This is a genomic window from Pseudomonas sp. Emmai, from assembly GCF_055179735.1.
The window spans coordinates 3318490-3343761 of the sequence record NZ_CM143685.1; the positions used below are offsets into that span (position 1 = coordinate 3318490).

Annotated in this window: 22 protein-coding genes and 1 pseudogene; 12 read left to right on the top strand and 11 right to left on the bottom strand. The window is 60.1% G+C overall.

Going from position 1 to position 25272, the window contains the following annotated elements; translation table 11 throughout:
* Positions 1 to 64 precede the first annotated feature (64 nt).
* Positions 65 to 1174, top strand: a complete 1110-nt coding sequence (gene aguA / locus ACY4LX_RS15375; RefSeq protein WP_463260436.1) for an agmatine deiminase — start codon at positions 65 to 67, stop codon at positions 1172 to 1174.
* A 2-nt stretch (positions 1175 to 1176) separates the two neighbouring features.
* A complete protein-coding gene (locus ACY4LX_RS15380) occupies positions 1177 to 2274 on the top strand; it encodes an extracellular solute-binding protein (protein WP_463260437.1) in 1098 nt (365 codons plus the stop codon).
* Positions 2275 to 2354: 80 nt separating this feature from the next.
* Here ACY4LX_RS15380 and ACY4LX_RS15385 read toward each other — a convergent pair whose 3' ends face one another.
* The 4 genes from ACY4LX_RS15385 to ACY4LX_RS15400 form a co-directional block, all read right to left on the bottom strand.
* Positions 2355 to 2972, bottom strand: a complete 618-nt coding sequence (locus ACY4LX_RS15385) for a DNA-3-methyladenine glycosylase family protein (RefSeq protein ID WP_463260438.1) — start codon at positions 2970 to 2972, stop codon at positions 2355 to 2357.
* 5 nt (positions 2973 to 2977) lie between these two features.
* Positions 2978 to 3781 carry an isocitrate lyase/PEP mutase family protein gene (locus tag ACY4LX_RS15390; protein WP_463260439.1) on the bottom strand — a complete coding sequence of 268 codons (804 nt, stop codon included), beginning with the start codon at positions 3779 to 3781 and terminating at the stop codon, positions 2978 to 2980.
* A gap of 24 nt (positions 3782 to 3805) precedes the next feature.
* Positions 3806 to 4888, bottom strand: coding sequence for a bifunctional transcriptional activator/DNA repair enzyme AdaA (locus ACY4LX_RS15395; RefSeq protein ID WP_463260440.1), 1083 nt, complete (start codon positions 4886 to 4888; stop codon positions 3806 to 3808).
* 338 nt (positions 4889 to 5226) lie between these two features.
* Positions 5227 to 5847 (bottom strand): LysE family translocator, encoded by a 621-nt coding sequence (locus tag ACY4LX_RS15400; protein WP_463260441.1) that lies wholly within the window; start codon positions 5845 to 5847, stop codon positions 5227 to 5229.
* 288 nt (positions 5848 to 6135) lie between these two features.
* On the opposite strand from ACY4LX_RS15400, the gene ACY4LX_RS15405 reads away from it, so the two are divergent.
* Positions 6136 to 6723 carry a LysE family translocator gene (locus ACY4LX_RS15405; protein ID WP_463260442.1) on the top strand — a complete coding sequence of 196 codons (588 nt, stop codon included), beginning with the start codon at positions 6136 to 6138 and terminating at the stop codon, positions 6721 to 6723.
* A 56-nt stretch (positions 6724 to 6779) separates the two neighbouring features.
* On the opposite strand, the gene ACY4LX_RS15410 is transcribed toward ACY4LX_RS15405, so the two are convergent.
* Both ACY4LX_RS15410 and ACY4LX_RS15415 read right to left on the bottom strand, forming a co-directional pair.
* A complete protein-coding gene (locus ACY4LX_RS15410) occupies positions 6780 to 10412 on the bottom strand; it encodes a hypothetical protein (RefSeq protein ID WP_463260443.1) in 3633 nt (1210 codons plus the stop codon).
* Positions 10413 to 10646: 234 nt separating this feature from the next.
* A complete protein-coding gene (locus tag ACY4LX_RS15415; RefSeq protein WP_149658311.1) occupies positions 10647 to 11480 on the bottom strand; it encodes a helix-turn-helix transcriptional regulator in 834 nt (277 codons plus the stop codon).
* Between the two features lie 156 nt (positions 11481 to 11636).
* Here ACY4LX_RS15415 and ACY4LX_RS15420 point away from each other — a divergent pair, with 156 nt between their 5' ends.
* The 8 genes and pseudogenes from ACY4LX_RS15420 to ACY4LX_RS15455 all read left to right on the top strand — a co-directional run bounded on the left by ACY4LX_RS15420 (position 11637) and on the right by ACY4LX_RS15455 (position 19145).
* Positions 11637 to 12995 carry an XAC2610-related protein gene (locus ACY4LX_RS15420; RefSeq protein ID WP_463260444.1) on the top strand — a complete coding sequence of 453 codons (1359 nt, stop codon included), beginning with the start codon at positions 11637 to 11639 and terminating at the stop codon, positions 12993 to 12995.
* A gap of 334 nt (positions 12996 to 13329) precedes the next feature.
* Positions 13330 to 13578 (top strand): transmembrane sensor/regulator PpyR, encoded by a 249-nt coding sequence (locus ACY4LX_RS15425; protein ID WP_149658309.1) that lies wholly within the window; start codon positions 13330 to 13332, stop codon positions 13576 to 13578.
* Positions 13578 to 14753: an NnrS family protein gene (locus ACY4LX_RS15430; protein ID WP_463260445.1), complete on the top strand. Its 1176-nt coding sequence runs from the start codon at positions 13578 to 13580 to the stop codon at positions 14751 to 14753. Before ACY4LX_RS15425 ends, ACY4LX_RS15430 begins: the two co-directional genes overlap by 1 nt.
* Before the next feature lie 11 nt (positions 14754 to 14764).
* Positions 14765 to 14935: pseudogene (locus ACY4LX_RS15435) on the top strand (SDR family NAD(P)-dependent oxidoreductase); the annotation flags it as partial.
* A 295-nt stretch (positions 14936 to 15230) separates the two neighbouring features.
* Positions 15231 to 15686 carry a (2Fe-2S)-binding protein gene (locus ACY4LX_RS15440; RefSeq protein ID WP_133836151.1) on the top strand — a complete coding sequence of 152 codons (456 nt, stop codon included), beginning with the start codon at positions 15231 to 15233 and terminating at the stop codon, positions 15684 to 15686.
* A gap of 25 nt (positions 15687 to 15711) precedes the next feature.
* A complete protein-coding gene (locus ACY4LX_RS15445; RefSeq protein WP_463260446.1) occupies positions 15712 to 17880 on the top strand; it encodes a xanthine dehydrogenase family protein molybdopterin-binding subunit in 2169 nt (722 codons plus the stop codon).
* 1 nt (position 17881) lies between these two features.
* Entirely contained in the window at positions 17882 to 18463 is a 582-nt protein-coding gene (locus ACY4LX_RS15450) for a hypothetical protein (protein WP_149658305.1), read from the top strand.
* 73 nt (positions 18464 to 18536) lie between these two features.
* Positions 18537 to 19145 (top strand): GGDEF domain-containing protein, encoded by a 609-nt coding sequence (locus tag ACY4LX_RS15455; RefSeq protein WP_149658304.1) that lies wholly within the window; start codon positions 18537 to 18539, stop codon positions 19143 to 19145.
* Here ACY4LX_RS15455 and ACY4LX_RS15460 read toward each other — a convergent pair.
* Together ACY4LX_RS15460 and ACY4LX_RS15465 are read right to left on the bottom strand one after the other, a co-directional pair.
* Positions 19092 to 20378: an amidase gene (locus ACY4LX_RS15460; RefSeq protein WP_463260447.1), complete on the bottom strand. Its 1287-nt coding sequence runs from the start codon at positions 20376 to 20378 to the stop codon at positions 19092 to 19094. The genes ACY4LX_RS15455 and ACY4LX_RS15460 overlap by 54 nt on opposite strands.
* On the bottom strand, positions 20375 to 20800 hold the full coding sequence (locus ACY4LX_RS15465; RefSeq protein ID WP_149658302.1) for a VOC family protein: 426 nt from the start codon (positions 20798 to 20800) through the stop codon (positions 20375 to 20377). The genes ACY4LX_RS15460 and ACY4LX_RS15465 overlap by 4 nt, the downstream gene beginning before the upstream one ends.
* A 113-nt stretch (positions 20801 to 20913) precedes the next feature.
* Here ACY4LX_RS15465 and ACY4LX_RS15470 point away from each other — a divergent pair, with 113 nt between their 5' ends.
* Positions 20914 to 21768 (top strand): LysR family transcriptional regulator, encoded by an 855-nt coding sequence (locus ACY4LX_RS15470; protein WP_463260448.1) that lies wholly within the window; start codon positions 20914 to 20916, stop codon positions 21766 to 21768.
* Positions 21769 to 21824: 56 nt separating this feature from the next.
* On the opposite strand, the gene fabI is transcribed toward ACY4LX_RS15470, so the two are convergent.
* Genes fabI through ACY4LX_RS15485 form a run of 3 tightly spaced genes read right to left on the bottom strand, consistent with a single transcriptional unit; the run spans position 21825 to position 25272 of the window.
* Complete coding sequence (gene fabI, locus ACY4LX_RS15475; protein ID WP_133836158.1) at positions 21825 to 22619, bottom strand: enoyl-ACP reductase FabI; 795 nt, start codon at positions 22617 to 22619, stop codon at positions 21825 to 21827.
* 21 nt (positions 22620 to 22640) lie between these two features.
* Entirely contained in the window at positions 22641 to 24251 is a 1611-nt protein-coding gene (locus ACY4LX_RS15480) for an ABC transporter ATP-binding protein (protein ID WP_463260449.1), read from the bottom strand.
* Position 24252: 1 nt separating this feature from the next.
* Positions 24253 to 25272, bottom strand: a complete 1020-nt coding sequence (locus ACY4LX_RS15485; RefSeq protein WP_463260450.1) for an ABC transporter permease — start codon at positions 25270 to 25272, stop codon at positions 24253 to 24255.

Below are 25272 nucleotides of genomic sequence, written 5' to 3' on the forward strand. Positions count from 1 at the left end.
GGCGAGGCGTCTGCCGGCGACCTTAGTCTGGGGTCATTCCAATCCCCGCTGATGAGGTTTGCCCATGGCACGTTTGCTCGATTCGACTCCAAAACAAGACGGCTTCCGCCTGCCCGGCGAGTTTGAAACCAAGTCCGGCTGCTGGCTCGGCTGGCCGGAGCGTACCGACGTGTGGCGCAACGGCGCCAAGCCCGCGCAGAAAGTCTGGGTGCAGATCGTCACCGCGATCTCCCGGAGCGAACCGGTGACCGTGTGTGCCTCTGCCACGCAGTTCGCCACCGCGCGCCGTCAGTTGCCGCCACAGGTGCGAGTCGTCGAGATGACCTGCAACGACACTTGGTTTCGCGACAGCGGCCCGTGCTTTGTGGTCAACGATGCCAGCGGCGAAGTGCGCGGCGTGGATTTCGAATTCAACGCCTATGGCGGCCTCGACGGCGGCTTGTACTACCCGTGGGACAAGGATGATCAGATCGCCAGCAAGATTCTCGAAATCGAACGCTTCGACCGCTACCGCGCGCCGCTGATTGCCGAACTGGGCGGCATCCAGAGCGACGGTCAGGGCAGCATTCTCACCACCGAGCAGTGCCTGCTCAACCGCAATCGCAACCAGCATTTGGGCAAGGATGAAGTCACCCGCCGACTGACCGATTACCTCGGCGCCGAGCAAGTCATCTGGCTGCCACGGGGCTGCAAGTTCGACGAAACCGATGGCCACGTCGATGACCTCGCGTGCTTCGTGCGCCCCGGCGAAGTGGTGCTGCAATGGACCGACAACCGCGAAGACCCGCAATGGGAAATCTACCAGGAGGCCTACGACATCCTGCGCAGCACCCGCGACAGTCGTGGCCGCGAGTTGATCGTGCACAAGTTGCCGCAACCGGATGTGCTGGAATGGACCGCTGAAGAAGCCGAAGGACTGGATCAGCAGGACAGCACCCATACCCGCCAGGCCGGGACGAAGATCTGTGCGTCGTACATCAACTATTACGCCGGCAACACCTCGATCGTGGTGCCGTTGTTCGGCGACCGTCAGGATCAAGTGGCGTTGGCGACCCTCGCCGAACTGTTCCCCCAGCACAGGATTGTCGGCATCGAAAACTCTCGGGAAATCCTTCTCGGTGGCGGCAACGTCGCCTGCATCACCATGCCGCAATACGCCGGCAAAGGAGTGTAATCGTGGGCCTGCACAAACTGACTCAAGCGTTATTGCTGGTGCTTGCACCCCTGTGTGTGCAGGCCGCCGATACCGCCCAACCGGTGGTCAACCTGTACATCTGGGGCGAGTACCTGGCGCCGGACACCCTGAGCAATTTCGAGAAACAGACCGGCATTCATGTGGTGGCCGATCACTTCGACTCCCTGGAAACCGTCGAGACCAAACTGCTCACCGGCCGCAGTGGCTACGACCTGGTGCTGACGGCGGGGCAGCACCTGTCCCGGGCGATCCAGAGCGGGGCGATCCAGACCGTGGACAAGCAGCAACTGCCGCACTTTGCCGGCGTCGGCGAGGAGTTTCGCCAGCACATGGCGGTGTTCGATCCGGGCAATCGCTACGCCGGAATCTATGCCTGGGGCACCACCGGCGTCGGCTATCAGGAGGAGGCGGTCAAGCAGCGTCTGCCCGACGCGCCACGGGACAGTTGGGCGATGCTGTTCGACCCGGCGGTGGTGGCGAAATTCGCCGATTGCGGGGTCAGCCTGCTCAACGATCCCAACGAAGTGTTTGCGGCGGTGATGAAGTACATGGGCCTGGACATCAACCGCCAGAACCTCGATGACCTGAAACTTGCCGAGCAGCAACTGGCGAAGATCCGGCCCTACATCCGCTACTTCGACAACGATCTGAACATCAGCGATCTGGCCAACGGCAACACCTGCGTGGCGATGTCCTGGAACGGCAACGTCGCCATCGCCGCCGGCCAGGCCGAGGCGGCAAACAAACCGTTCAAGTTGAGTTATCGGATACCCAAAGAGGGGACGTTGATCTGGTTCGACGCCATGGTCATCCCCAAGGACGCGCCGCATCCGCAAGCAGGGCTGGCGTTGATGGACTACCTGATGACGCCGCAGGTAATTGCGCCGATCACCGACACCATTCACTACGCCAATGCGATCACGGCGGCGGATGGGTTGATCGATCCGGCGATTCGTAATGATCCGGGGACCTATCCGTCGGAACAGGTGCGGGCTTCGCTGTACAGCAAGAATGACAATGGCAAGGCGTTCAACCGCGCGTTGATTCGGGCGTTCAGTCGGTTGAAGTCGGGGTTGTGATGGGCTTTTGAAGGTGTATCGAATGGGCGGGCGTCACGTCCTGTAGGAGCAAGGCTGCCCGCGAAGAACGATAACGCGGTCTACCTGCCCGGCACCCGCCACAAATACCACGCCGCCACCGTCCGAAACGGACTCCACGCACGGCCAATCTCAATCATCTGCCTGCGAGTGGGCTGCACCTCCAGCCCCTTCATCCGTCGATACCCTTCACGTACACCAAAGTCATCCGCCGGCAAAATATCCGGCCGCTCCAGGCTGTAGATCAGCAGCATTTCCACGGTCCAGCGGCCAACCCCGCGCAAGGTGATCAAGCGCTCGATCAACGCTTCATCGTCCATGGCCAGCGCCGTGGCGTAATCCGGCACCACACCGTCCAGCGTTGCCTGGGCGATGCCTTGAATAGTCGCGATCTTGCTCGCGGAAAACCCGCAACTGCGCATCTGCTCGAAGCTTGCCGCCAGAATCTGCTCCGGCCTGGGGAATGCCCCCGAACCGAACAAACCCAATAGCCGCCCGACAATCGCGTCCCCGGCCTTGGCATGCAGTTGCTGATAGGCAATCGCCCGCACCAGCGACTCATAGGGATCCCGCGCCGGATGCGGTTGATGCAGGCAGGGGCCGACAGCGGCGATATGGCGTTGCCAGTCTTCGTCGATGGACGCTAGAAAGGTACTGGCAGGCTGGTAGAGGTCAGGCATGCAAGTCAGGATTTTTTCAGCAATGCGTTGACTTCACCGTAGGTGAGCGCCTTCAAATCGTGGGTGTTGAGCTTGCCGGTTTCCAGGAAACTTTTCGCCAGCGAACCCATGGCGCCATAGAGGAATTCGGCAATCCCGGAACCGGCGCTCAACCGCCGCACCCCGAGGGTTTTCAGCTCCTCGGGCGACGGCAGGCTGGCATTGCCCAGCACGTTCACCGGCAGGGGCGTGCCTTGGCAGATCGCCGCAATTTCATACTCCGCCGTGACGCCAGCGGCGAACAACCCATCGGCCCCGGCCGCTTGATACAGCGCCGCGCGTTTGAGGGTTTCGGCGACGCGATCTTCGGCAGGCACCAGGCTCTTGAGGTACACATCGGTGCGGGCATTGATAAACAGCTTCACGCCCCGACGCTCGGCGACTTGCCGGGCGACTTCGATCTTGCGCGCCAGCAGTTCCGGTGGCGATGCGCCGTCCTCGATGTTGATCCCGACCGCACCGGCGGCGATCACTGCATCAATCACTTCAGCGACCCGTGCCAGGTCATCGGAATAACCGGCCTCGATGTCCACGGTCAGCGGCACATTGATCACCCGGATGATGGATTCGACCGTCGCCACCAAACGTTCGAGGGGCAGGGTGTTGCCGTCCGGATAACCGTGGGCCCAGGCCACCGCCGCGCTGCTGGTGGCCACGGCTTGGCTGCCCAGTTGTTCCACCAGTCGCGCGCCGGTGGCATCGGCGACGTTGGTGAGGATCAGCAGGCCGTCCTGATGCAGCCTGTGGAACTGTTGGTCGAGCGTTTCCATCGTATTTCCTTCCCTATGAAATGATCAGAATGCCAATTGTTGAGTGATCTGCACCGCTGCCTTTTCCAGCCGCAGCAGAAACGCCTTGCGCGGTTGCCCGCCACCATAGCCGGTCAGCGAGCCGTCCGCGCCGATCACCCGATGACACGGCAGCACAATCGCCAGGCGATTATGCCCATTGGCCAGGCCCACGGCGCGGCTGGCCCCGGGTTTGCCCAGCAGCGCGGCGATGGCGCCATAGGTGCTGGTGTGGCCGTAGGGAATCTGCGCCAGTTCAGCCCAGACTTGCCGGGCGAACTCGCTGCCCGGCAGGTGCAGTGGCACCGTGAACTCGGTCAGTTGCCCGGCGAAATACTGCGCCAGTTCGCTCTCGATTTGCTTCAGGTGCCCGTTGTGCCCCGGGGCCACGACGTAGCTGTAACGGTTTTGCAATGCTTCGACTTCCCTGGTCAGTGCCGGGCGATCCAGGAACTCCAGCAACACCAAGCCGCGGCGCTCGGCCATGGCAATCATCGGCCCCAGCGGCGTGGTCAGTCGGGTGAACAGCAGCGGTTCGCTATTGGCGGCGCGGCCCGGGGTGATGTGGAAGGATTTTTGAAAGGCATCGCGAAAACCGCTCAGGGATTCGTAGCCGGAATCGAATGCCACATTGTCGATGGACTCGCCCTGTTTGATCCCGCCCAACGCCATGCCCAGGCGCCGGGTACGCAGCCACGCATGGAAGGTCATGCCGAAATGCTGCTTGAACCAGCGCCGCAGTTTCAACGGCTCGATGCCCTCGGCTTGCAGCTGCGTGTCGGTCCAGCGCTGGTCCGGGTTGGCGTCCACCGATGTGAGCAAACGCTGCACCCAATCCGGCGCAATGGCCGCCGCATCCAGCGGTTTGCAGCGCAGGCAAGCGCGATAACCGGCGGACATGCATTCATCGGCGTGGGCGAAGAACTCGACATTCTCGGGTTTGGGTTTGCGCGCCGTGCAACTGGGGCGGCAGAAAATCCCGGTGGTCTTGACCGCAGTAAAGAACACCCCCTCGTAGGCGGTGTCTCGTTCGAGCATGGCGCGAACCATCTCGGCGTGGGGGGGCAGCACAGCGTTTTGTAGGTTCATGGGGTGAGCATAAGGCGGGCTGTGAGTGGCCTCCACCGGAAAATCGACAGGGAATTAAGCAGGCGCAGGCGCGCACTCCCGAGGGGCATCGCAGCACGCCTCGGGCGACCTGCCGGTAACGAGTTTTGGAGCTGCGTTTGCGGGCACCGGAACGCTATGCAAACCCGAGGAACGACAGGACAACCACGACAATCACAACGACCCCGACGATGTAGATGATGTTGTTCATGAATGTCACCTCTGAACCAGAACAGGATGGCGAAACGAAGGTGCTACACCTACAAAGTAGTGCACGTTGATTCGCAATTCCATTCATGACCCACATGCATCGCGGGGGTTCAGGCCCTGCGCGCCATCAACAACACCGAAGCCGCCGCCGACAACAACCCCGCGCAGCAACGATTGAAGATCCGCTTGCCCCGGGGTTCCGCGAACCAGCGGCGCATGTGCAGGCCCATGTAGGCGTAGGCGCTGATGGCGATCCATTCCAGCATCAGGAACAGCACGCCCAGTACCGCGAATTGCGGTGTGATCGCCCGGGTCGGGTCGACGAATTGCGGGAGAAACGCGGTGAAGATCAGGATCGCCTTCGGATTACCCGCCGCCACCAGAAACTCCTGGCGCGCCAACGCCAGCATCCCCACCGGCGCGCCGGCTACCGCGTTTTGCACGCCGGGATCGGCCCGCCACAATTGCCAGGCGAGGTAGAACAAATACGCCGCGCCCAGAATCTTGATCCCGTAGAACAACAGCTCCGACGTTTGCAGCACCACCGCCAGCCCGGCCGAGGCGAGAGCGATCATCCCGGCAAACGCCAGCAAACGCCCGACCCCCGCCACACAGGCGCGACGATAGCCATAGCGGGTGGCGTTGCTGACGGACAGCAGATTGTTCGGGCCGGGGGCCATGTTCAGGGCAAAACAGGCCGGGACAAACAGGGTGAGGGTGGCGAGGTCCATGGTGGGGGCTCCTGATCCGGGAGTCGCTTTTTTATCACGGATAACCGATGGTTTTGCCCATACAGTGACGCACGCAAGTCGCCGTACACTTGGCCACACGTCAAAATCCGATCCATGACCTACGTTTGCCGACGGCCCCAGCCGATCTCGGCCGCGTTCCTGGTCATGACCCTGCTGGTGCTGGTGGCATGAAATTGCACGAGGACGATTAGGCAGTTTTCTTCAATACGTGGGGCAGGGCGCTCTTTACCGTGAGCGCTGTTCCCACTGAATTGAAGAAGGTCTGTGATGAGTCTGATGATGTCCATGGCGGCGTTTGCGCTGGTCGCTTCGATCACGCCGGGGCCGGTGAATATTGTGGCGTTGGGTTCCGGGGCGCGGTACGGGTTTCGTGCCAGTCAACGGCATGTGGCCGGAGCGACCCTGGGGTTTGTGTTGCTGCTGGTGCTGATGGGCCTTGGGCTGCATGAACTGTTGCAGCAGTGGCCGTGGATGACGCGGGTCGTGCAACTGGCCGGAGTCGGGTTTCTGTTGTTCATGGCCTGGAAACTGGCCATGGACGACGGGTCGCTGCATATCGGCGAGTCGGGGCAGGCGCCGTCGATGCTCTATGGCGCGGTGATGCAGTGGCTCAATCCAAAAGCCTGGCTGGCCTGTGTCGCAGGGATGGGGGCGTTTGTCGCGGATGGCGAGGCGCGGCTGGTCTGGCAGTTTGCGGCGGTGTATCTGGTGATCTGTTACCTGTCCGTCGGCTGCTGGGTGTATGTCGGGACGTTCATGCGCGGCTATCTGAATAACCCGGCGGGGATGCGTCTGTTCAATCGGAGCATGGCGTTGCTGCTGGTGGGGAGTGCTGCGTATTTGTTGTACCCCTAGCGGCATACAACCCATCCGTGCCCCGTAAACGGGGCACGGATGATTGAATCAGGGGGTCAACGTATACCGCTCAGAGCGTCGACCGCCTGTCTTGTCAGTGGCGTAAATTGACCAGAGCGCAATTGGGTGATGGCGTACAACGCACTGGCGGTTCGACCGTTACCATCGGCAAAGCTCTGGAAACCGATGACGGACGCAAGCAGGTGTTTGTCAATGTGCTGGTGGGCGGTATCCAGCGTTTTCAAATGCTGTTCCAACAAGGCAAACCCGGTAATGCTGCCGCCATATTTCCCGTCTTGGCCAGCTTGACGTACTTGGCCAGCGGGGGAAGGGGCAAGACGGCTGTTCAACTCCGTGATAACGGTCGGGTCGGTCAGCAATTTGTTGTTGCCCGCATACTCGCGCAGTATCGCGGTGAATTGGTCGACGTCGTTGACTTGGAAAAAAGCCCCGTTCGCCATCCAGGCCGCGGCTCTTTGAGCAGGGTCGGTGAAACCGTTGGGATTGAAGACTGACTCCGGTAGTACCGCGTGATAAGGCGCTTGGCCCAAGTCCAGTTTCAGCAGGTTCTGTTGATGGGTCGTCAGGTAGACGACTTTTTTGGCTTCCAACTCAGCGACGATTGCCAGGGTTTCTGCAAGCCGTTGTGCGGTTTGACGTTCATCGGTGAACCTGATTGATTTATTGGCCGAGTACGAGGCGAGTACATCATGTACCGCTGTCTCGCCGATCAGTGCCCCTAGCATTTGTGCTTCTTTGCTTTGGAGTGCCGCGTCCTTGATGGAGTTATCGAACAGGTGCTGCAATTCTTCGGCGGATGCACCCTTAGGGATTTTCCTGTCATTCAGACGGGTCATTACCTGTTCGATGCTGGTAATGCTGTCATCCTTGAACAGCGCGCGAGCGTGAGACACGGTATCCAGCGACATGCGAATCCGGGTAGCCGAACCCGTATGGTCGACGGCCCGAAGCAGGTCATAGGAATTCGCGCCGGTCAGGTGCAACAGTTGAGATTTGGCGACGTGGGCTGCAGAGGCGGCTTGGGAACCCAGTTTCGTTGCACTTCTGCCAATCAGCTTCGCCCCGCCCTTGAGCAAGGTCGGCACACCATCCAGCGGGTTCAGAAACGAAATGGCGGAGCGACCGACGATTCGGGAGGCGGACAGCAGTTTTGTGCCGAGGGTCGCCGTCTTGGCTACCGAGGCTGCAATTTTTCCAGGTACTGCGACAAACGCCCCGGCAAACGCCAACGCATCCACGAGACAACCGGGTACCGCTCGGGCTTGTCTGCCTGCATCTCCAGAAGCGAGTGCTTCTACGCATTCCTTGAAGGGAATGATGATATTGAGAATGGTGTTGAAAATGGCGCTGGATTTTTCAATGGCCTTTTCCCGTTCTGTTTGTTGACGACCCACCGCCATTATTTCTTCCTGGGTGATCACCGGAATTTCTTTTGCGATCAGTGCGCTGATCGCTTCCTTGCGACTGGAGCGGAAGTAGCGGTTCGGTGTGCCGCTGTCGTCTGTCTGAAGCGACGATGGTTCGAAATCGCCGATTTTCTTGATGAAGAAACGGCCCGACTTGCCCTCTTCAGGCGCTTCGTTTGCCGAGTACGCTTTTAGATCGATAGGGGCATTCTGGGTGCTAGCCGTTTCGACATATCTCACGCCGTCAGGCAGTACCAAGGGACTAAGAATGGTCGTGAGTCTTTCGTTGAAACGACACTGCGCTCTTAGTGGAAACAGTTCGTAGCAACGAACCGTCGAGTTAAGACTTGCGCCTATCACCATGCCGAAACGATAGGTCTCTCCCGCATGGACGCCAATCGTGGAATTAACACCTGGATAACCGGATGGGCGTGTTGTTTCGCGGTTATAAACCTGGACAGCGTAAAGGGCCAGGTGACCGTTCTCGATAAATGCCCGATCCTTGATTGTTAGTTGTGACAGCGCAATATTGATATTGGAAGCCGTCGCCTCGACCATGCCGGTGTAATGATCGTGGGTCGCTTCGTCGAACAAGTTTGGCACCGGGTACAGGCGACGTAATTGCGGAATGGATTCGTGAATGCTGGCGCGGTGGGTTCGGCCCCAGTGCTCGGTATGAAGTTCGTCGCCCAAATAAAGATCTATGATCGAGACTTTAGTCGAGGGGGTAAAACGATTGACCAGCAATTCTTCCGGATTGCAATCCGGAGCTACTTTTTTCAGTTCCTTGAGCGCCAGCGTCCGGCGATCGGGGAATGGTTTTACAAGTTTGTTGGCCGCGTTGGTTATCTGGTCGACGTAGCGTTGGTATTCATCGATACCTCGGGTTATTACATCCTGGCTCAAACTGCCGTCGGAATCCTTGTTGATCAGTTTATTCATGAGTGCCCATGTGACCACCGGATCGAATGCATTTTGCGCGCGCAGGCGCTTTAGATCGGGGGTTAATTCGGCCACTTGGCTAAACCGGAGTACATGTTGGTAACTCATGTTTCGAGATGCACCGGGTGCGAGGGTCTCTACAAATTGCACCGCCTGGCAGAAGACCACCCAGCCCGGCGTGGCGAGCTTCAGATCGGCAGGCAGATCGCGAACCAGATACTCCGGTGCCATGCCGCCCAGTGCCATCTCTGCCACCAAAGGGGCAATGATGTCGCTGACGTTGGCGTTTTTCTGAAGATGTTTTTCAAAGTCCTGGCGTACATCGGCAGGTCGACGCAGCACATGATCTGCCGAATAGAGGTCAAAGCCCGCAAACTTCGTACCGTCGATGTCCACATCCGCGTCAAGGTCGATCAGCATCGCCGCAATCATCAACTGCGCCTGGAATGCCTTGGTGGGCGCGGGGTCTGTTTCTGCGCTGAACCAATCAAGCGCCTCAAGATACAAGCTGGTATCAATCGTGGCGCTGCTGATCAGTGTCTCTAACCGATAACCCGTGCTGGCGGGCAGTTTGTCCGCCGAGCCGCTTAAAAGACGAACGCCATTGCCAAAAAGTTCGACCAGCGGCATTTCATCGCCGGTAAATCGGTTCCTTGTAACCTCCCGAATGGTTTCACGGCGTTGCGGGGTGAGTTTGTAGGGGGAATCCTCAGGGGCGTCCAGCAGTTGCCAGAAGTTTCCAAACGGGAGGGGGACGGGCAGGAAGGCAGCGTTGATCAGGTCAATCAGCGCTTTGGTATCCTCTTCATTGGTCGGTGTCGGCAATTCGTGGAACCGCAACCATTGACCAGCCGCTATATTTTCACCGGAGGTCACAAGGCCGCCAGTCAGTTTGGCGATGTTTGCTATCAGGCGCAGATCATTATTGATGTCTGCAATGCCGGTGACATGAGAAGTGATGTCCTTGGGGGAGAAGTACTGATTGCTAATGGAGTCGCCTACACTGGAAATGTTGGTGTAGGTGTAATAGATACGGGCGTTTTCATCTACTTGAAACACCTGGTGCCTGGAGATGTTCCGGGAGGAAAGCATCTTCAAGAACTCGGGGCGGTTGATAAGTTGCGAAAGATAAGTGGCCGCCGAGCGGTGTGCCGTGTCGAAGCGCGTGCCTTTTTCATACTTGACTGCCAGTTTGTTCCAGTCCCAGTTGATGGACTCTCTGGCGAAGGTGTTGCGAATAAAATTCAGGAGTGCAGCCGCTACGGCTTCTCTTTGAAGTTTGTCAGGGGTGGTTTCAATGTGGCTGTTTTCTTGCTGCATAGTTAAAGATCCCTCTTTTATAACTAAATGCCAAGCAGGCGGCGTTATGCTGTTTGAAAGCGTTCGGCACTCAGTGTGCGAAGCGGAAAGAATATGAGGCAGAAAGGGATTTGTCAGTATGGATGTGGATTCAAAGTGTGTCGGTATTTGGTCGCTTGTGAGGCGCTTACTTGGAAGGTTGTAATTTTTAAGAGTAAGAAGAGTTAGTTGGGCTGGGTTTATGTCGTTGTTTATTTATCCGCGATACTGCCCCGGCGTCGCCGCCAGATGCTGTTTGAACACCCGTTGAAAGTGCGCCTGATCGGCAAATCCTGCCTCCAGCGCTACATCGGCAATCAACTGGCCACTGCGCAAGCGATCACGGGCAAACTGGATACGTCGGTTGAGTAAAAATGCATGGGGCGTCATACCGTAATGCTGCTTGAACGCGCGGATCAGGTAGGAAGGCGACAACTGCGCCGCTTCGCAGATATCTTCCAGCTTGAGCATCTGTGTGCAGTTGTCGCGGATGTAGTCGGCGGCCCGTTCCAGTTTGAAATTGGGTTCGCGCAACGGTTGATCAGCCGGATTGAGGCGTTGTTGTACGTCAGTGAAAAACTCCACCGCAGCGCTGTGTTTGTGCAATACGTCCTGCTGATCATCGACCAACACCTCATACAAACCCTTGAGCCCCGCAAACAGGCTGGCGTCGTGCAGGTGGGTGACGGTAAACCGCCGGAACGCCTGGTCCTGAGCAAACCCCAGTTGATGTTGCAAGTCGGTGAGCCACGGCGTTTCGACGTACAGCATCAGGTACGACCAGGGCTGGTCGTCGATGGGGTTGCAGGCGTGGACATCGCCGGGGTTCATCAGCACCACGGTGCCGGCACTGACCTCGAATGCCGATTGCTCATGCACATACGTACTGCGCCCGGCGGTGATCGCGCCGATGGAAAAATGTTCGTGGGAATGCCGGGCGTAGCAGACCTCGCGGCCATCGGCGATGGCCCGGGCCTCGATGAAGGGCAGGGCGTCGTCGCGCCAGAAGCGCGGGGACTTGTCGGCATCTTTGGCAACGGTGTGTTTCATCGTCGGCGTCCTCGGCAGGTCAGTGCTCGAGTGTATTAGCTCTCGTCATGAAAGGCCCGTTGCCGTTCGGCGATGTCGATCTTTTTAACAGATGTCTGTCCGTACCGTTTGTCGCTAGACTGGCCGCCCCGATTTGCCGCAAGGACGCTCAGCATCATGGTTGCCCCTCGTTTATTGGCCGTCGTCTGCCTGCTCGCCAGCGCTGGTGTGAGTGCCGCGCCGCTGACTTACCACCTCACCGATCCGGCGCAGAAATACGCCATTGACGTGCTGTTCCCGCAGCCTCCCGCCCAGAGCTACGAGGGCGCGCCGGCGCAGATCACCTTGCGCGACAAGTCCAGTGGCCAGGTGTTGCAGCGCATCGACTCACTGGCGGCGTTTGCCGTCTACAAACCTGACAGCCTGGAACTGGATCTCAACCAGGCCCCGGCCTATGGCGATCAGAGCCTGTTGTTTTTCGATGACTTCAATTTTGACGGGCAACAGGATCTGGCCGTACGCAATGGAAGCGAGGGCGGTTATGGCGGCCCGTCCTATGACATTTATCTGTCTGATCCAGCGAGCCCGACGCTGGTCTTCAGCCCGGCGTTCTCGTCCCTGACCCGCGATGAGCAATTGGGCATGTTCGGCGTTGATCCGGTGGCCAAGCGCTTGGACACCCGTTCGAAACAAGGCTGCTGCTGGCATCAAAGCGCGACGTGGCAGATCGAGAACAATGAGCCGGTGATGGTCAGCGAAAAGATCGAAGCGATGCAGATGCCGACGCCAGCAAAGCCCTACATGCCTATGGGCTACCTGGACGTGACTGAACGCGAACTCAAGGATGGCCAGTGGATCGAACACCGCTCAGTCGAGGGTCCTTACGCCGAGCCGCCACTGAAGTTTCGCGGCACCCTTAACGACAAGATCGCGTTCGAACTCTGGTGGCAAATCCAGGGCGAGGTATACATCGGTGAAGTGCGTTACGGCAAAACCGGCAGCGGCAAACCGATCCGGCTGGTTGGCGAATCCGTCGAGGGGCGCGGTGTGTTGCTGCATGAACTGGACGATGACGGGCAGAGCACCGGCGACTGGACCCTGAAAGACGAACCGGACGAACAGGGCAACTACACCGGCACCTGGCGCAGCCCCAAGCGCACATTCAACACCAACATGCGTCTTGCCGAATTCAAGATTGCGCCGCAGAAACTTGAAGGGGTGGTCAGCAATCAGCGTGAAGGTGACTACCGGATGACCCATTTCGTAGAGCGAATAATCAGCCAGCTGTCGGTGAAGATACTGCCGGGCATCGATGTTGGGCCGGAGACTGTCGATATCACTATCGACTACGCCCAGCTCAAGGATCAACCGAGCGAAATCCATTACCAGTCGGCGTTGCTGGCGGGCAATCTGGCCATCGTGCTGGACGCCCAGGGTGGGCCGGTCTTGCGCCTGCAGTTGCTCAATGGAGCAGCGGTCGTGACGGGTTACGGCGAGTTCCGGAAATACGGCGGCAGCTACGTAAAAAAACACTGAGGCGCGGCGCTAGAAATCCCATTTGGTCGGCAGTTGGAATCGGCGACCGTCATCGTAAGTGCATGTCCATGAGCGACGTGCGCCTTCGGTGCAAATAAGAAGTGGTCGCGAATAAGCTAAATAGTCCCGTGCTGCGCAACTGATATTGGATTGCTTCTAGGCGGGTGAGCGGACCATGTAGTCACTACGACTCGGTACTGAGTCAATAAGACCATTTCAGAGTTGAGTCATATTGACTGCGTTGTGGCCAACACATTGATTTACAAGCCTTTAGAACATGGCGCGCATCTTGGATTAATCCACGTACAACTGGTCTGTTTCAGGAGTACGAAAAATGTTCAATTTCTTCAGTAATCCTCACAACGTTCTGCACCTGTCGAGCAGAGTGTTGGGCCTGGGCCTGACACTGCTTTTGATCGGCATCTATGGCGCTTACCTTTACAACGGTCATCTGCCCATTGTGGCGCTGGTATCGATGCACGCCATGACCATCATTGGCCCGACGTTGCTCAAAATTGGCTATGTGATGCGTCTACTGGCCCAGCATCGGTTGGCGACCCATCACTTCTGCGCGGTGGCCTGATGCGCAAGCCTGCCCTCACAAAGTTTGCTATCGCTGCGGCACCGGTTTTCAGCCTCGGTTTTCGAGCGTTCTTCCTCGCCGGCGCCGGGTTTGCCGTGTTGGCCGTGGCGATCTGGGCATTGTGGTTATACGGCCGATTACCCGGCGCGCAGCCAATTGGCGGGATGCTGGCCTGGCATCGGCACGAAATGCCCTTCGGTTTCGCCATGGCGATCATCGCCGGATTTCTGCTGACGGCGGTGCCAAACTGGACCGGACGCCCTGGCCTCAGCGGCTGGCCGCTGATCGGCCTGGTGCTGGTGTGGCTGCTGGCTCGACTGGCGTGGTTGCTGCCGATTAATCCGACGCTGCTGATCGCTCTGCAACTCCCGTTTCTGCCCTTGCTGGCCTGGTGCCTGGGCCGGGATCTGGTGGGAGCGGGTAAACGCGACAACTATCCGATCCTGCTGATGATCACGCTGCTGGCCGGCTGCCAGATGATGACGCTGTGGGGCATCGCGACCGACGACACCGCATTGCAACGACATTGCGTATTGGCGGCGTTGTGGCTGGTGGCTGCGATGATGAGCATGATTGGCGGACGGGTGATTCCATTCTTCATTCAGCGCGGTCTGAATCGCCCCGCTGTTACACCGGCTAGCCCACTGCCCACCAAAGTGTTGCTGATGGGCGGCTTGCTCGCCGCGTTGTCTTTTACTGTCGGTTTGAATGACACGCCCAAACGGTGGCTGGCGCTGTTGTACCTGGTGCTCGGCGCGGTGCATCTGCTGCGGTTGTGGCGCTGGCACGACCGGGGTATCTGGCGAGTGCCGCTGTTGTGGTCGCTGTACCTGGCTTACGCCTGGCTGGTGGTTGCAACGCTGGCCATGGCGCTTTGGCATGCCGGGTGGATGCCGCAACAGAGCCTGGCCACCCATGCGCTGGCGGTCGGCGGGATTGGCGGACTGATCCTCGCGATGATTGCCCGGGTGAGCCTGGGGCATACCGGGCGATTGCTGCAGCCCTCGAAAGCGGTGGTGCTGGGTTTTGTCTTGATGGTGTTCGCCGGTCTGTGTCGGGTGTTGCTCGTCCCGTTCTCGGGAGCAGGGCTCGGGCTGTCGGCGCTACTCTGGTGTACGGCGTTCGGGCTGTTTTTGACGCGCTACACCGGCATCCTGCTCAAACCGAGGGTTTAGCGCCAAGGCTCATGCGTGCCGCCCGCAGCGGGCAGGTGATCAATCTCTCGTCGGTGGGCGGTTTTCAGTCGGCGCCGGGCCATGGCGTGTATTGCTCGACCAAATTTGCCGTCGAAGCCCTGAGCGAAGCCTTGCACGGCGAACTGACCCCGCTAGGCGTCAAGGTCACGGTGGTCGAGCCGGTAAAGCTTGCCTGCGGCAAGCTTCGCTCCTACAGGGTGCTTCAGCGGCCAGGGATATGTGACCGGCGGTCGCAGAAGCTGGCCCGCCGGTCAATCTGCGCTTAGCTGTATGGATAACCCGAGGCGCGCGTAGATCCGCCGCTCCGTAGGAGCAAAGCTTGCTCGCGATGGCGTCGTGTCAATCAGCACATCACTGCCTGATACGACGCCATCGCGAGCAAGCTGTGCTCCTACGGGTGTGTGGTCTCAGGAATGCGCCCCCTTCAGAACACCGTGAGTCTGAGGAAGATCCGCCATGCTGACCCTGAATATCAATGGCAAGGACCAGGCGCTGGATGTCCCCGCGGACATGCCGCTGCTGTGGGTCCTGCGCGATGTCGCGCACCTGACCGGGACCAAGTTCGGTTGCGGCATGGCGCAGTGCGGTGCTTGCACCGTGCACGTCGATGGCGCGCCGCTGCGTGCCTGCATCACCCCGGCCACCGCCGTGGCCCATGGGCAAAAAATCCTCACCATCGAAGGCCTGTCCACCGACGGCACACACCCGGTGCAACAAGCCTGGGCTGAACTCGACGTGGTGCAATGCGGTTATTGCCAGTCGGGGCAGATCATGTCCGCCGCCGCGCTGCTGGCGAAAATCCCCAAACCCACCGACGACGATATCGACCAGGCGCTGTCCGGCAATATCTGCCGCTGCGGCACCTACCCAAGGATTCGCGCGGCGGTCAAACGCGCCGCCGAAATCGGTTGATGCGCCATCGATGGGAGTCAGTTCAATGAACAGCCTCAATCCTGTGTCACGTCGCGGTTTTCTCAAGGGTAGCGCCATGCTCGGCGGTGGGCTGGTGGTGGCATTCGTCATCCCCGGCGGCCATCGCTTCGCCCTGGGCGCCGAGAACCAGGGCAATGCCTTCGCGCCCAACGCCTTCTTGCGCATCAGCAATGACAACAGCGTCACCATGCTGCTCGGCCATTCGGAAATGGGCCAGGGCATCTGGACCGGCCTGACCATGTTGATCGCCGAGGAGCTGGACGCCGACTGGTCGAAAATCCGCGTCGAACATTCCCCCGCGTCCGCCAAGGACTATGGCCTGGCCGGGTTTGGCGGCATGCAGATCACCGGCGGCTCGACCTCGACCTGGATGGAGTTCGACCGCTATCGCCAGGCCGGCGCCGCCGCGCGCCTGATGCTGATCGACGCCGCGGCCAAGCGCTTCAACGTCGCGCCGTCGTCGATTCGCACTGAGCCGGGCGTGGTCATCGCCGGCGACAAACGCGCCACCTACGGCGAACTGGCGGATGACGCCGGCAAGCTGCCGGTGCCGGACCCGGCCTCGATCAAATTCAAGGAAGCCAAGGACTGGAAGATCATCGGCAAACCGACCCCGCGCCTCGACACTCCGGAGAAAATCACCGGCCGCGCCAAGTTCGGCATGGACGTGCAGTTCGAGGGCCTGATGACCGCCATGGTCGCCCGGCCGCCGGTATTCGGCGGCAGCGTCAAATCCTTCGAAGGCGCCGAGGCGCTGGCGGTGCCGGGCGTACACAAAGTGGTGCAAGTGCCCACGGGCGTGGCGGTGATTGCCGATCATTACTGGGCGGCGAAGCTGGGGCGCGATGCGCTGAAAATCGACTGGGACCTGGGGCCGAACACCGGGCTCGACAGCGTCAAGTTGCTGGAGAGCTTCCGCCAACTCGCCGCCACCCCGGGCATGCCGGCCAGCCAGGCCGGGGACACCGCCGCCACGCTGAAGAAAGCCGCGAAAACCATCGACGTCGAATACAGCGTGCCGTACCTGGCCCATGCGCCGATGGAACCACTCAATTGCACGGTGAAAATCACCACGGACAAGTGCGAAATCTGGACCGGCACCCAGTTCCAGACCCTCGATCAAATGGTCGCGGGCAAGATCACCGGGCTCAAACCCGAACAGGTGGAGATCCACACCGAATTCCTCGGCGGCGGCTTCGGTCGGCGGGCCAACCCGACTTCAGACTTTGTCGCCGAAGCGGTGCAAGTGGCCAAGGCGGCGGGTATGCCGGTGAAAACCGTGTGGTCCCGGGAGGACGATATTCGTGGCGGTTACTACCGCTCGATGTTCCTGCATCAGGCGAATATTGGCCTGGACGCCGACGGTATGCCCCTGGCCTGGAAGCACGTGATGGTCGGCCAGTCGATCATGGATGGCACCGCGTTCGCCGCGACCATGGTCAAGGACGGTATCGACAAGACCTCGGTCGAAGGCGTGGCCGATAGTCCCTACATCGAGAAACTCGCCAATCATCAGGTCGAGCTGCATTCACCGAAGACCGGCATCAGTGTGCTGTGGCTGCGTTCGGTGGGGCACAGCCACAACGCGTTTGTCATGGAATCGTTGATCGACGAGATGGCCGAGGCGGCGGGCAAGGACCCGGTGGAATACCGACGAACCCTGCTCAAGGAGCATCCGCGACACTTGGGTGTGCTGAACCTGGCGGTGGAAAAAGCCAACTGGACCGCGCCGCTGCCGGATGGCCACGCCTTGGGTGTGGCGGTGCATGAGTCGTTCGGCAGTTACGTCGCGCATGTCGCCGAAGTGTCCCAGGACAACCTGAAGATTCGCGTGCACCGGGTGGTGTGCGCGGTGGACTGCGGCGTTGCGGTCAACCCGCAAAGCATCGCGGCGCAGATGGAGTCCTGCGTCACCTTCGGCCTCGGTTTTGCCCTGCGCAGCAAACTGACGTTCAAGGACGGCCAGGTGGTGCAGTCCAACTATCACGACTATCAGGTGCTGCGGCTCAACGAAATGCCGGTGGTGGAAGTGCACATCGTGCCCAGCACCGACAAACCCGGCGGGATCGGCGAGGCCGGTGTGCCGCCCGTGGCGCCGGCGGTGGCCAACGCGGTGTTCGCCCTGACTGGGCAACGCCTGCGCGAACTGCCGCTGCAACTGTCGGGGGTGTGAGATGAGACGACATTTGATATTGGGCGCGGTGGTGTTGGTCGGTCTGACCGGCTACGCCTCGGACCTGTTCGCGGCGGACAATCAGGCTGCACTGGAAGCCTTCGGCACCGTGCAGAAGGTGTTCCAGAGCCCGCGCTGCCAGAACTGCCATATCCCCGGCGATTCGCCGTTGCAGTTCGACGCCGGTACGCCGCACATGATGAACGTAGTGCGCGGCATGGACGGCAAGGGCGCCGCCGGTTTGCCCTGCGCCACCTGCCATGGGGAAAGCAACCCGCCGGCCAGCTACGGCCCCCACGCACCACCGGGCGCGCCCCATTGGAGCCTGCCACCGGCGGCGCACAAAATGGCCTGGATCGGCCTGCCGCCGGACAAACTCTGCGCGTTGATCAAGGACCGCTCCAGCAACGGCGATCGGGATTTCGCCGCGCTGATCAAGCATGTCAGCGACGACAAACTGGTGCTCTGGGGCTGGAATCCGGGCGGCAATCGGGCGCCGGTGCCGGTGCCCCACGACATCTTTGTCACGCAATTCAAGCTCTGGGCCGATGCCGGAGGACCGTGCCCGGTGGCGGGCATCTGACCAACGGCGAGTTAATTAGGAGTCAAACCGGGTAAGTGCGGCTCTAACGGACATACCCCCACAGGAGTGAACCATGCTGGTTCCAGGCAAACCGATCAAACCGGGCACTTGCGCAGACACCTTGCACGGCCCGGACACTGCACTGCAGGAGCGCGAATTGTTGCGTGACCTGGCGCGTCAGGCCGAGCAGGAACTGACGGCCGTGCAGGTGGCGAGCATGGACGAACTGACGCTGCTACCCAATCGCCACGGCTTTGAAGCCTTGGCCCAAAGGGGCCTGGATGCCTGTTTGCAGATGGGCAAACCAGCGACCTTGCTGTTTTTCGACCTTGATAACTTCAAACACATCAACTACCTGTACGGCCGCGCCGAAGGCGACGATGCCTTGAAGACCTTTGCCGATGTGCTGCGGATCGCTTTTCGCGAAAGCGACGTGATCGGGCGCATGGGCAGCGATGAATTCGCCGCGTTGCTGACCGGCGCCAATGGCGTGGAAATCCCGGCGATCCGGGCGCGGCTCGAAGAAATGCTCGACGAGCGCAACGCCACGGTGCATCGCGGGTATGACATTCGTTTCAGTGTCACCCAACTCGAATTTCACCCCGCGCAGCACCAAACCGCTGAGGGCTTATTGGCCGCGATCGGCGAGCAGTTCGGCGGCCACCCGTTCGGCCACTCGTAGCAGCGAGCCGTCATTGCGGAACCGGCCGACCAACTGCAAACCAATCGGCAACAATCCTTCGGCCCGTGGCAGCGGGATATTCACCTGCGGCCAGCCAAACGCACTCCAGAACTTGATGAAGTCCGATGGCCCGGTGTTTTCCGCGCTGTCCACGGCCAGAGGCGCGAGCATGCCGCAGTTGGGTGAGAGGAGGGCGTCGAAGGGTTGGCACAGCTCGTTCAGGCGCGGTGCGAGTGCTGCCAATCGGGCCTTGGCGGCGGTTTCCTGATCCCAGGTGGTGGCGGCGGCGCGGGCGAACATCGCCAGTATCGAAGGGCTCAACAGCTTGCGGTGTTGCTCAAACTCCTTCGCCAGCGAGCGGGCGCCTTCGCAATCGTTGATGGTCAGGTGATCGTCGAACACCCCGGCGAATTCATCCGGCAGTTTGAGTTCACTGACCTGATGCCCGGCGCGGCGCAGGTGCTGGACGGCCTGTTCCAGTATTTCGGTCACCTCGGGTTGTACCTGATCCCCGCGCGGCGTACGGCAGAAGCCCAGGTGCAGTGGGCGTTGTGGTGCTTCAGGCAATTCGAAACCCGGAATCAACACCCGCGCCACGAGGGTCAAATCCCGTACCGAGCGGCCATACCAACCCACGGTGTCGAAACTCGGCGCCAGCGGCTTCACGCCTTCCAGCGACACCAGTCCGAACGATGGCTTGAACGCCAACAAGCCGCAGTAAGCCGCGGGTTTGAGCAGCGAGCCAGCGGTTTGTGTGCCCAACGCCACCGCAAAGAAATCCGCCGCCATGCCCGCCGCTGAACCGGCGCTGGAACTGCCCGGCGTGCGTGTCAGGTCATGGGGGTTGCGGGTAGGACCGGTGCGCATGTAGGCAAATTCGGTGGTGTGGGTCTTGCCCATGATCAGCGCGCCGGCCTGGCGCAGCAGGGTTACCACGTGGGCATCCCGGGATGGCTGATGGTCGGCGTAGATCGGCGAAAAGAACTCGGTGGGATGGTCGGCGGAATCGAACATGTCCTTGATGCCCACCGGCACGCCGGCCAACAGGCCCCGACCCTCGTTCAGCGCGGCGTGCAGGCGCACTTGCAGCGGTTTGAACGAGGCGAAGGCGTGGACTTTCGGCTCCAGCGCTTCAATGCGCTCAAGAAAACCTTCGGCGATCTCCGCGACCGTTGTCTCGCCGTTGCGCACCGCCTCGCTGAGGGCGGTGGCGTCCAGAACAGCGCGGCTCACTTGGCGAACAACTGGCTGATGTCCTTGAACGCCTTGAACTCCAGGGCATTGCCGCACGGGTCGAAGAGAAACATCGTCGCTTGTTCGCCCACCAACCCCTGGAAGCGAATCCCCGGTTCAATCACGAATTGCGTACCAAGGCTTTGCAGACGCTCGGCCAAGGCTTCCCATTCCTTCATCCCCAGCACCACACCGAAATGCGGCACCGGCACGTTGTGGCCGTCCACGGCGTTGGTGTGGGCGGCTTCCTGGGAAGCATTTTTCGGTGCCAGGTGAATCACCAATTGATGGCCGAAAAAATTGAAATCCACCCAATGCTCGCTGGAGCGACCTTCTTCCAGACCGAACACTTCGCCATAGAAGCTGCGCGCAGCGGCCAGGTCGTACACCGGAATCGCCAGGTGGAAAGGGGAGAGCTGCATGGGGTTAATCCTCAACGGTTGGAAGTTGAGGCTGAGTTTAGTCCTGTGCTTTTTGATTAAAAGACGATAATTTTTGCGTCGAGCACAAATTATTTCGATCAATGGTGACGCTGATGCTGCGGGAACTGAAAACCTTTATCGCGGTGACTCGCTACGGCACTTTCGCGGCAGCGGGCATGCACATTGGCCTCACGCAGTCGGCAGTCAGTGCGCAGATGCGTAACCTGGAACAGGCCTTGGGCATTCGCCTGTTCGACCGCACCGGACGCCAGGCGCTGCTCAACGCGGCGGGGCAACGGGCATTGCCGATGGCCCGGGAGATGCTCGAAACCTTTGCGCGGATGGCGGTCAGTGATGACGTCAGCGAGTATCGCGGCGAACTGAAGATTGGCGCCGTGGCCACAGTGCAAACCGGTTTGTTGCCCCAGGCGTTGTTGCGGCTCAGGCAACAAGCGCCCTTGCTGGAGCCGAAACTGGTGCCGGGTGTGTCGCTGAACCTGTTGAGTCAGGTGGACACCGGCGAAGTGGATTTGGCGATCCTGATCAAGCCGCCCTTCGAACTGCCCAAGGAATTGTCGGCACAGGTCATCCGCAAGGAGCCGTTTGTGCTGATCGTGCCGGCGCAGCTTGAGGGGGATGATCCGTTGCAGTTGCTCGCCGAGCATCCCCATGTGCGCTACGACCGTAATTCGTTCGGCGGGCGTTTGGTGACGCGGTTTTTGCGGGAGCAGCAGATTGAGGTCAAGGTCGGGTTGGAGCTGGATGAGCTGGAAGCCATTGTGAAAATGGTGGAGTGCGGGTTGGGGGTTTCGCTGCTGCCGGAGGCGGGGTTGTGGGTGGAGCATGGGGCGAAGGTGCGGGTGATTCGGTTGGGTGAATTGACGTTTTATCGCGAGATCGTCTTGCTACAGCGTTATAGCCAGCGGATGCAGCCGATTCAGCAGTTGTTTGCGCGGTGTTTGGTTTGAAGAAACCCATAAAAAACCCGCCATAACCGGCGGGTTTTTTATGCGCTAACCGAAAATCACTCTTCGATATTGCCCATGGCGGTAGTGTTGAAACCACCGTCTACGTACATGATTTCGCCGCTGATGCCGGACGCCAGGTCCGAGCACAGGAAGGCGCCGGCGTTGCCGACTTCGTCGATGGTGACGTTACGACGCAGCGGGGTTTGCGCTTCGTTGGCGGCCAGCATTTTGCGGAAGTTCTTGATGCCGGAAGCGGCGAGGGTGCGGATCGGGCCAGCCGATACGGCGTTGACGCGGGTGCCTTCCGGGCCCAGGGAGCCGGCCAGGTAACGAACGCCAGCTTCCAGCGAAGCCTTGGCCATGCCCATCACGTTGTAGTTCGGCATGGTGCGCTCGGCGCCCAGGTACGACAGGGTCAGCAGGCTGCCATTGCGGCCTTTCATCATTTCGCGGCCAGCCTTGGCCAGGGCCACGAAGCTGTAGGCGCTGATGTCGTGAGCAATGCGGAAGCCTTCACGGGTGGTGGCTTCGGTGAAGTCGCCGTCCAGTTGGTCGCCCGGGGCGAAGCCGACGGAGTGAACGATCACGTCCAGGCCATCCCACTTCTTGCTCAGCGCTTCGAAGACCTTGGCGATTTCTTCATCGCTGGCCACGTCGCACGGGAAGCACAGCTCAGGGCTCGAGCCCCAGCCTTGTGCGAATTCTTCAACACGACCTTTCAGTTTGTCGTTCTGATAAGTGAAGGCAAGCTCAGCGCCCTCGCGATGCATGGCGGCAGCGATGCCGGATGCGATGGACAGCTTGCTGGCGACACCGACGATCAGTACGCGCTTACCGGCGAGAAAACCCATGTGTTGCTCCTCTCTTTCAGGTTATTGCGCAGTGGCTGGTGCCAGGAAAGCGGCTTCCAGCAACTGCTGTGTATACGGATGTTGGGGGGCGGCAAAGATACTTTGCGCGTCTCCCTGTTCGACCACTTGGCCATGCTTGACCACCATCAACTGGTGGCTCAGCGCTTTGACGACAGCCAGGTCATGGCTGATAAACAGATACGTCAGGTTGTACTTGGTTTGCAGTGACCGCAAAAGCTCCACCACTTGGCGCTGCACTGTCCGGTCGAGGGCCGAAGTCGGCTCGTCCAGCAGGATCAGCGCCGGTTTTAGCACTAATGCCCGGGCAATGGCGATTCTCTGCCGTTGCCCGCCGGAAAATTCGTGGGGGTAGCGGTTCCGGGTTTCCGGGTCCAGGCCTACCTCCTTCAATGCCGCAATAATCGCTTGTTCCTGTTCCGCTTCGGTGCCCATCTTGTGGATCCGCAGGCCTTCGCCGACGATCTGGCTCACGCACATCCGCGGGCTCAGGCTGCCGAACGGGTCCTGGAACACCACCTGCATCTCCCGGCGCAACGGTCGAACCTCGCCCTGCGTCAGGCAGTCTAGCTGCTTGCCTTCAAAACGGATGCCGCCTTTGCTGCCGATCAGCCGCAAAATCGCCAAGCCCAGTGTCGACTTGCCGGAACCGCTTTCTCCCACAATCCCCAAAGTCTGGCCCTGGGGCAGGCTGAAATTGATGCCGTCCACCGCTTTGATGTGGTCAACGGTCTTTTTCAGAAAGCCTTTCTTGATCGGGAACCAGACTTTCAGGTCCTCGACTTGCAGCAATGGCGGGCCAATAACGTTGGTCGCCGGCGTCCCGCTGGGCTCCGCTGCCAGCAGTTCCCGAGTGTACGGATGCTGCGGCGCGCGGAACAACTCTTCGCACGATGCCTGTTCGACGATGCAACCGCGCTGCATGACACATACGCGATGCGCAATTCTTCGAACAAGGTTCAAATCGTGACTGATCAGTAACAACGCCATGCCCAGTCGGGCCTGTAATTCCTTGAGCAATTCGAGGATTTTCAGCTGAACGGTCACGTCCAGCGCGGTGGTCGGTTCATCGGCAATCAACAGCTCCGGCTCGTTGGCCAGGGCCATGGCGATCATTACCCGCTGGCGCTGGCCGCCGGACAGTTCATGAGGCAGGGCTTTGAGGCGTTTGTGCGGCTCGGGAATGCCGACCATCTCCAGCAGCTCCAGGGTGCGCTTGGTCGCCACTTTGCCGGTCAGGCCCTTGTGGATGCCCAGCACCTCGTTGATCTGCTTCTCGATCGAGTGCAGCGGATTGAGCGAGGTCATCGGCTCCTGGAAGATCATCGCGATCCGGTTGCCCCGAATGTGGCGGATGGTTTTCTCTTTCAGGCTCAGCAGGTCTTGCCCGGAATATTCGATGGTGCCGGACGGGTGTCGGGCCAGCGGGTAGGGCAGCAGGCGCAGGATCGAGTGGGCGGTCACCGATTTACCGGAGCCACTTTCACCCACCAGGGCCAGGGTTTCGCCGCGTTTGATATCGAAGCTCACGCCTTCGACTACCCTCTGCACGCGCTCGCCGACGACAAATTCGACGGCGAGGTCGCGCACTTCGATCAGATTGTCCTGATTCATTTCACTTCCTCGGGTCGAAGGCATCGCGAGCGGACTCGCCGATAAACACCAGCAAACTCAACATCAACGCCAGCACCGCAAACGCGCTCATGCCCAGCCACGGTGCCTGCAAGTTGGACTTGCCCTGGGCCACCAGCTCTCCCAGGGACGGACTGCCCGCCGGCAGGCCAAACCCCAGGAAATCCAGCGCCGTCAGCGTACCGATGGCGCCAGTGAGGATGAACGGCATAAACGTCATGGTCGAGACCATGGCGTTGGGCAAAATGTGGCGGAACATAATCGCGCCATTCTGCATCCCCAGCGCCCGCGCCGCGCGTACATATTCAAGGTTACGCCCACGCAGGAACTCGGCGCGTACCACGTCCACAAGACTCATCCACGAAAACAGCAGCATGATCCCCAGCAGCCACCAGAAGTTCGGCTGCACGAAACTGGCGAGGATGATCAGCAGGTACAACACCGGCAGCCCGGACCAGATTTCTAGGAAACGCTGCCCGGCCAGGTCGACCCAGCCGCCATAAAACCCCTGCAACGCCCCGGCGATCACGCCGATGATCGAGCTCAGAATGGTCAGGGTCAGGGCGAACAATACCGAAATCCTGAAACCGTAGATCACCCGGGCCAACACGTCGCGGCCCTGATCATCGGTGCCCAGCAGGTTGTCTGCCGAGGGCGGCGCGGGGGCCGGGACTTTCAGGTCGTAGTTGATGCTCTGGTAGCTGTAGGGGATGGGCGCCCACAAAACCCAGGCATCCTTGGCCTTGAGCAGTTCGCGGATGTACGGGCTCTTGTAGTTGGCTTCCAGCGGGAATTCGCCGCCGAAGGTGGTTTCCGGGTAGCGTTTGAGCGCCGGGAAATACCAGCCATCGTCGTAATGCACGGCCAGCGGTTTGTCGTTGGCGATCAGCTCGGCGCCGAGGCTCAGGCCGAACAGGATCAAAAACAGCCACAGCGACCACCAGCCACGCTTGTTGGCCTTGAAGAGTTCGAATCGTCGGCGATTGAGGGGGGACAGGCTCAT

What these genes read in the sequence shown, in the direction of transcription:
- aguA (WP_463260436.1), top strand. Translation starts at nt 65, where the DNA reads ATGGCACGTTTGCTCGATTCGACTCCAAAACAAGACGGCTTCCGCCTG.
- ACY4LX_RS15385 (WP_463260438.1), bottom strand. Translation starts at nt 2,972, where the DNA reads ATGCCTGACCTCTACCAGCCTGCCAGTACCTTTCTAGCGTCCATCGAC.
- ACY4LX_RS15390 (WP_463260439.1), bottom strand. Translation starts at nt 3,781, where the DNA reads ATGGAAACGCTCGACCAACAGTTCCACAGGCTGCATCAGGACGGCCTG.
- ACY4LX_RS15395 (WP_463260440.1), bottom strand. Translation starts at nt 4,888, where the DNA reads ATGAACCTACAAAACGCTGTGCTGCCCCCCCACGCCGAGATGGTTCGC.
- ACY4LX_RS15400 (WP_463260441.1), bottom strand. Translation starts at nt 5,847, where the DNA reads ATGGACCTCGCCACCCTCACCCTGTTTGTCCCGGCCTGTTTTGCCCTG.
- ACY4LX_RS15405 (WP_463260442.1), top strand. Translation starts at nt 6,136, where the DNA reads ATGAGTCTGATGATGTCCATGGCGGCGTTTGCGCTGGTCGCTTCGATC.
- ACY4LX_RS15410 (WP_463260443.1), bottom strand. Translation starts at nt 10,412, where the DNA reads ATGCAGCAAGAAAACAGCCACATTGAAACCACCCCTGACAAACTTCAA.
- ACY4LX_RS15415 (WP_149658311.1), bottom strand. Translation starts at nt 11,480, where the DNA reads ATGAAACACACCGTTGCCAAAGATGCCGACAAGTCCCCGCGCTTCTGG.
- ACY4LX_RS15420 (WP_463260444.1), top strand. Translation starts at nt 11,637, where the DNA reads ATGGTTGCCCCTCGTTTATTGGCCGTCGTCTGCCTGCTCGCCAGCGCT.
- ACY4LX_RS15425 (WP_149658309.1), top strand. Translation starts at nt 13,330, where the DNA reads ATGTTCAATTTCTTCAGTAATCCTCACAACGTTCTGCACCTGTCGAGC.
- ACY4LX_RS15430 (WP_463260445.1), top strand. Translation starts at nt 13,578, where the DNA reads ATGCGCAAGCCTGCCCTCACAAAGTTTGCTATCGCTGCGGCACCGGTT.
- ACY4LX_RS15440 (WP_133836151.1), top strand. Translation starts at nt 15,231, where the DNA reads ATGCTGACCCTGAATATCAATGGCAAGGACCAGGCGCTGGATGTCCCC.
- ACY4LX_RS15445 (WP_463260446.1), top strand. Translation starts at nt 15,712, where the DNA reads ATGAACAGCCTCAATCCTGTGTCACGTCGCGGTTTTCTCAAGGGTAGC.
- ACY4LX_RS15450 (WP_149658305.1), top strand. Translation starts at nt 17,882, where the DNA reads ATGAGACGACATTTGATATTGGGCGCGGTGGTGTTGGTCGGTCTGACC.
- ACY4LX_RS15455 (WP_149658304.1), top strand. Translation starts at nt 18,537, where the DNA reads ATGCTGGTTCCAGGCAAACCGATCAAACCGGGCACTTGCGCAGACACC.
- ACY4LX_RS15465 (WP_149658302.1), bottom strand. Translation starts at nt 20,800, where the DNA reads ATGCAGCTCTCCCCTTTCCACCTGGCGATTCCGGTGTACGACCTGGCC.
- ACY4LX_RS15470 (WP_463260448.1), top strand. Translation starts at nt 20,914, where the DNA reads ATGCTGCGGGAACTGAAAACCTTTATCGCGGTGACTCGCTACGGCACT.
- fabI (WP_133836158.1), bottom strand. Translation starts at nt 22,619, where the DNA reads ATGGGTTTTCTCGCCGGTAAGCGCGTACTGATCGTCGGTGTCGCCAGC.
- ACY4LX_RS15480 (WP_463260449.1), bottom strand. Translation starts at nt 24,251, where the DNA reads ATGAATCAGGACAATCTGATCGAAGTGCGCGACCTCGCCGTCGAATTT.
- ACY4LX_RS15485 (WP_463260450.1), bottom strand. Translation starts at nt 25,272, where the DNA reads ATGAGCCTGTCCCCCCTCAATCGCCGACGATTCGAACTCTTCAAGGCC.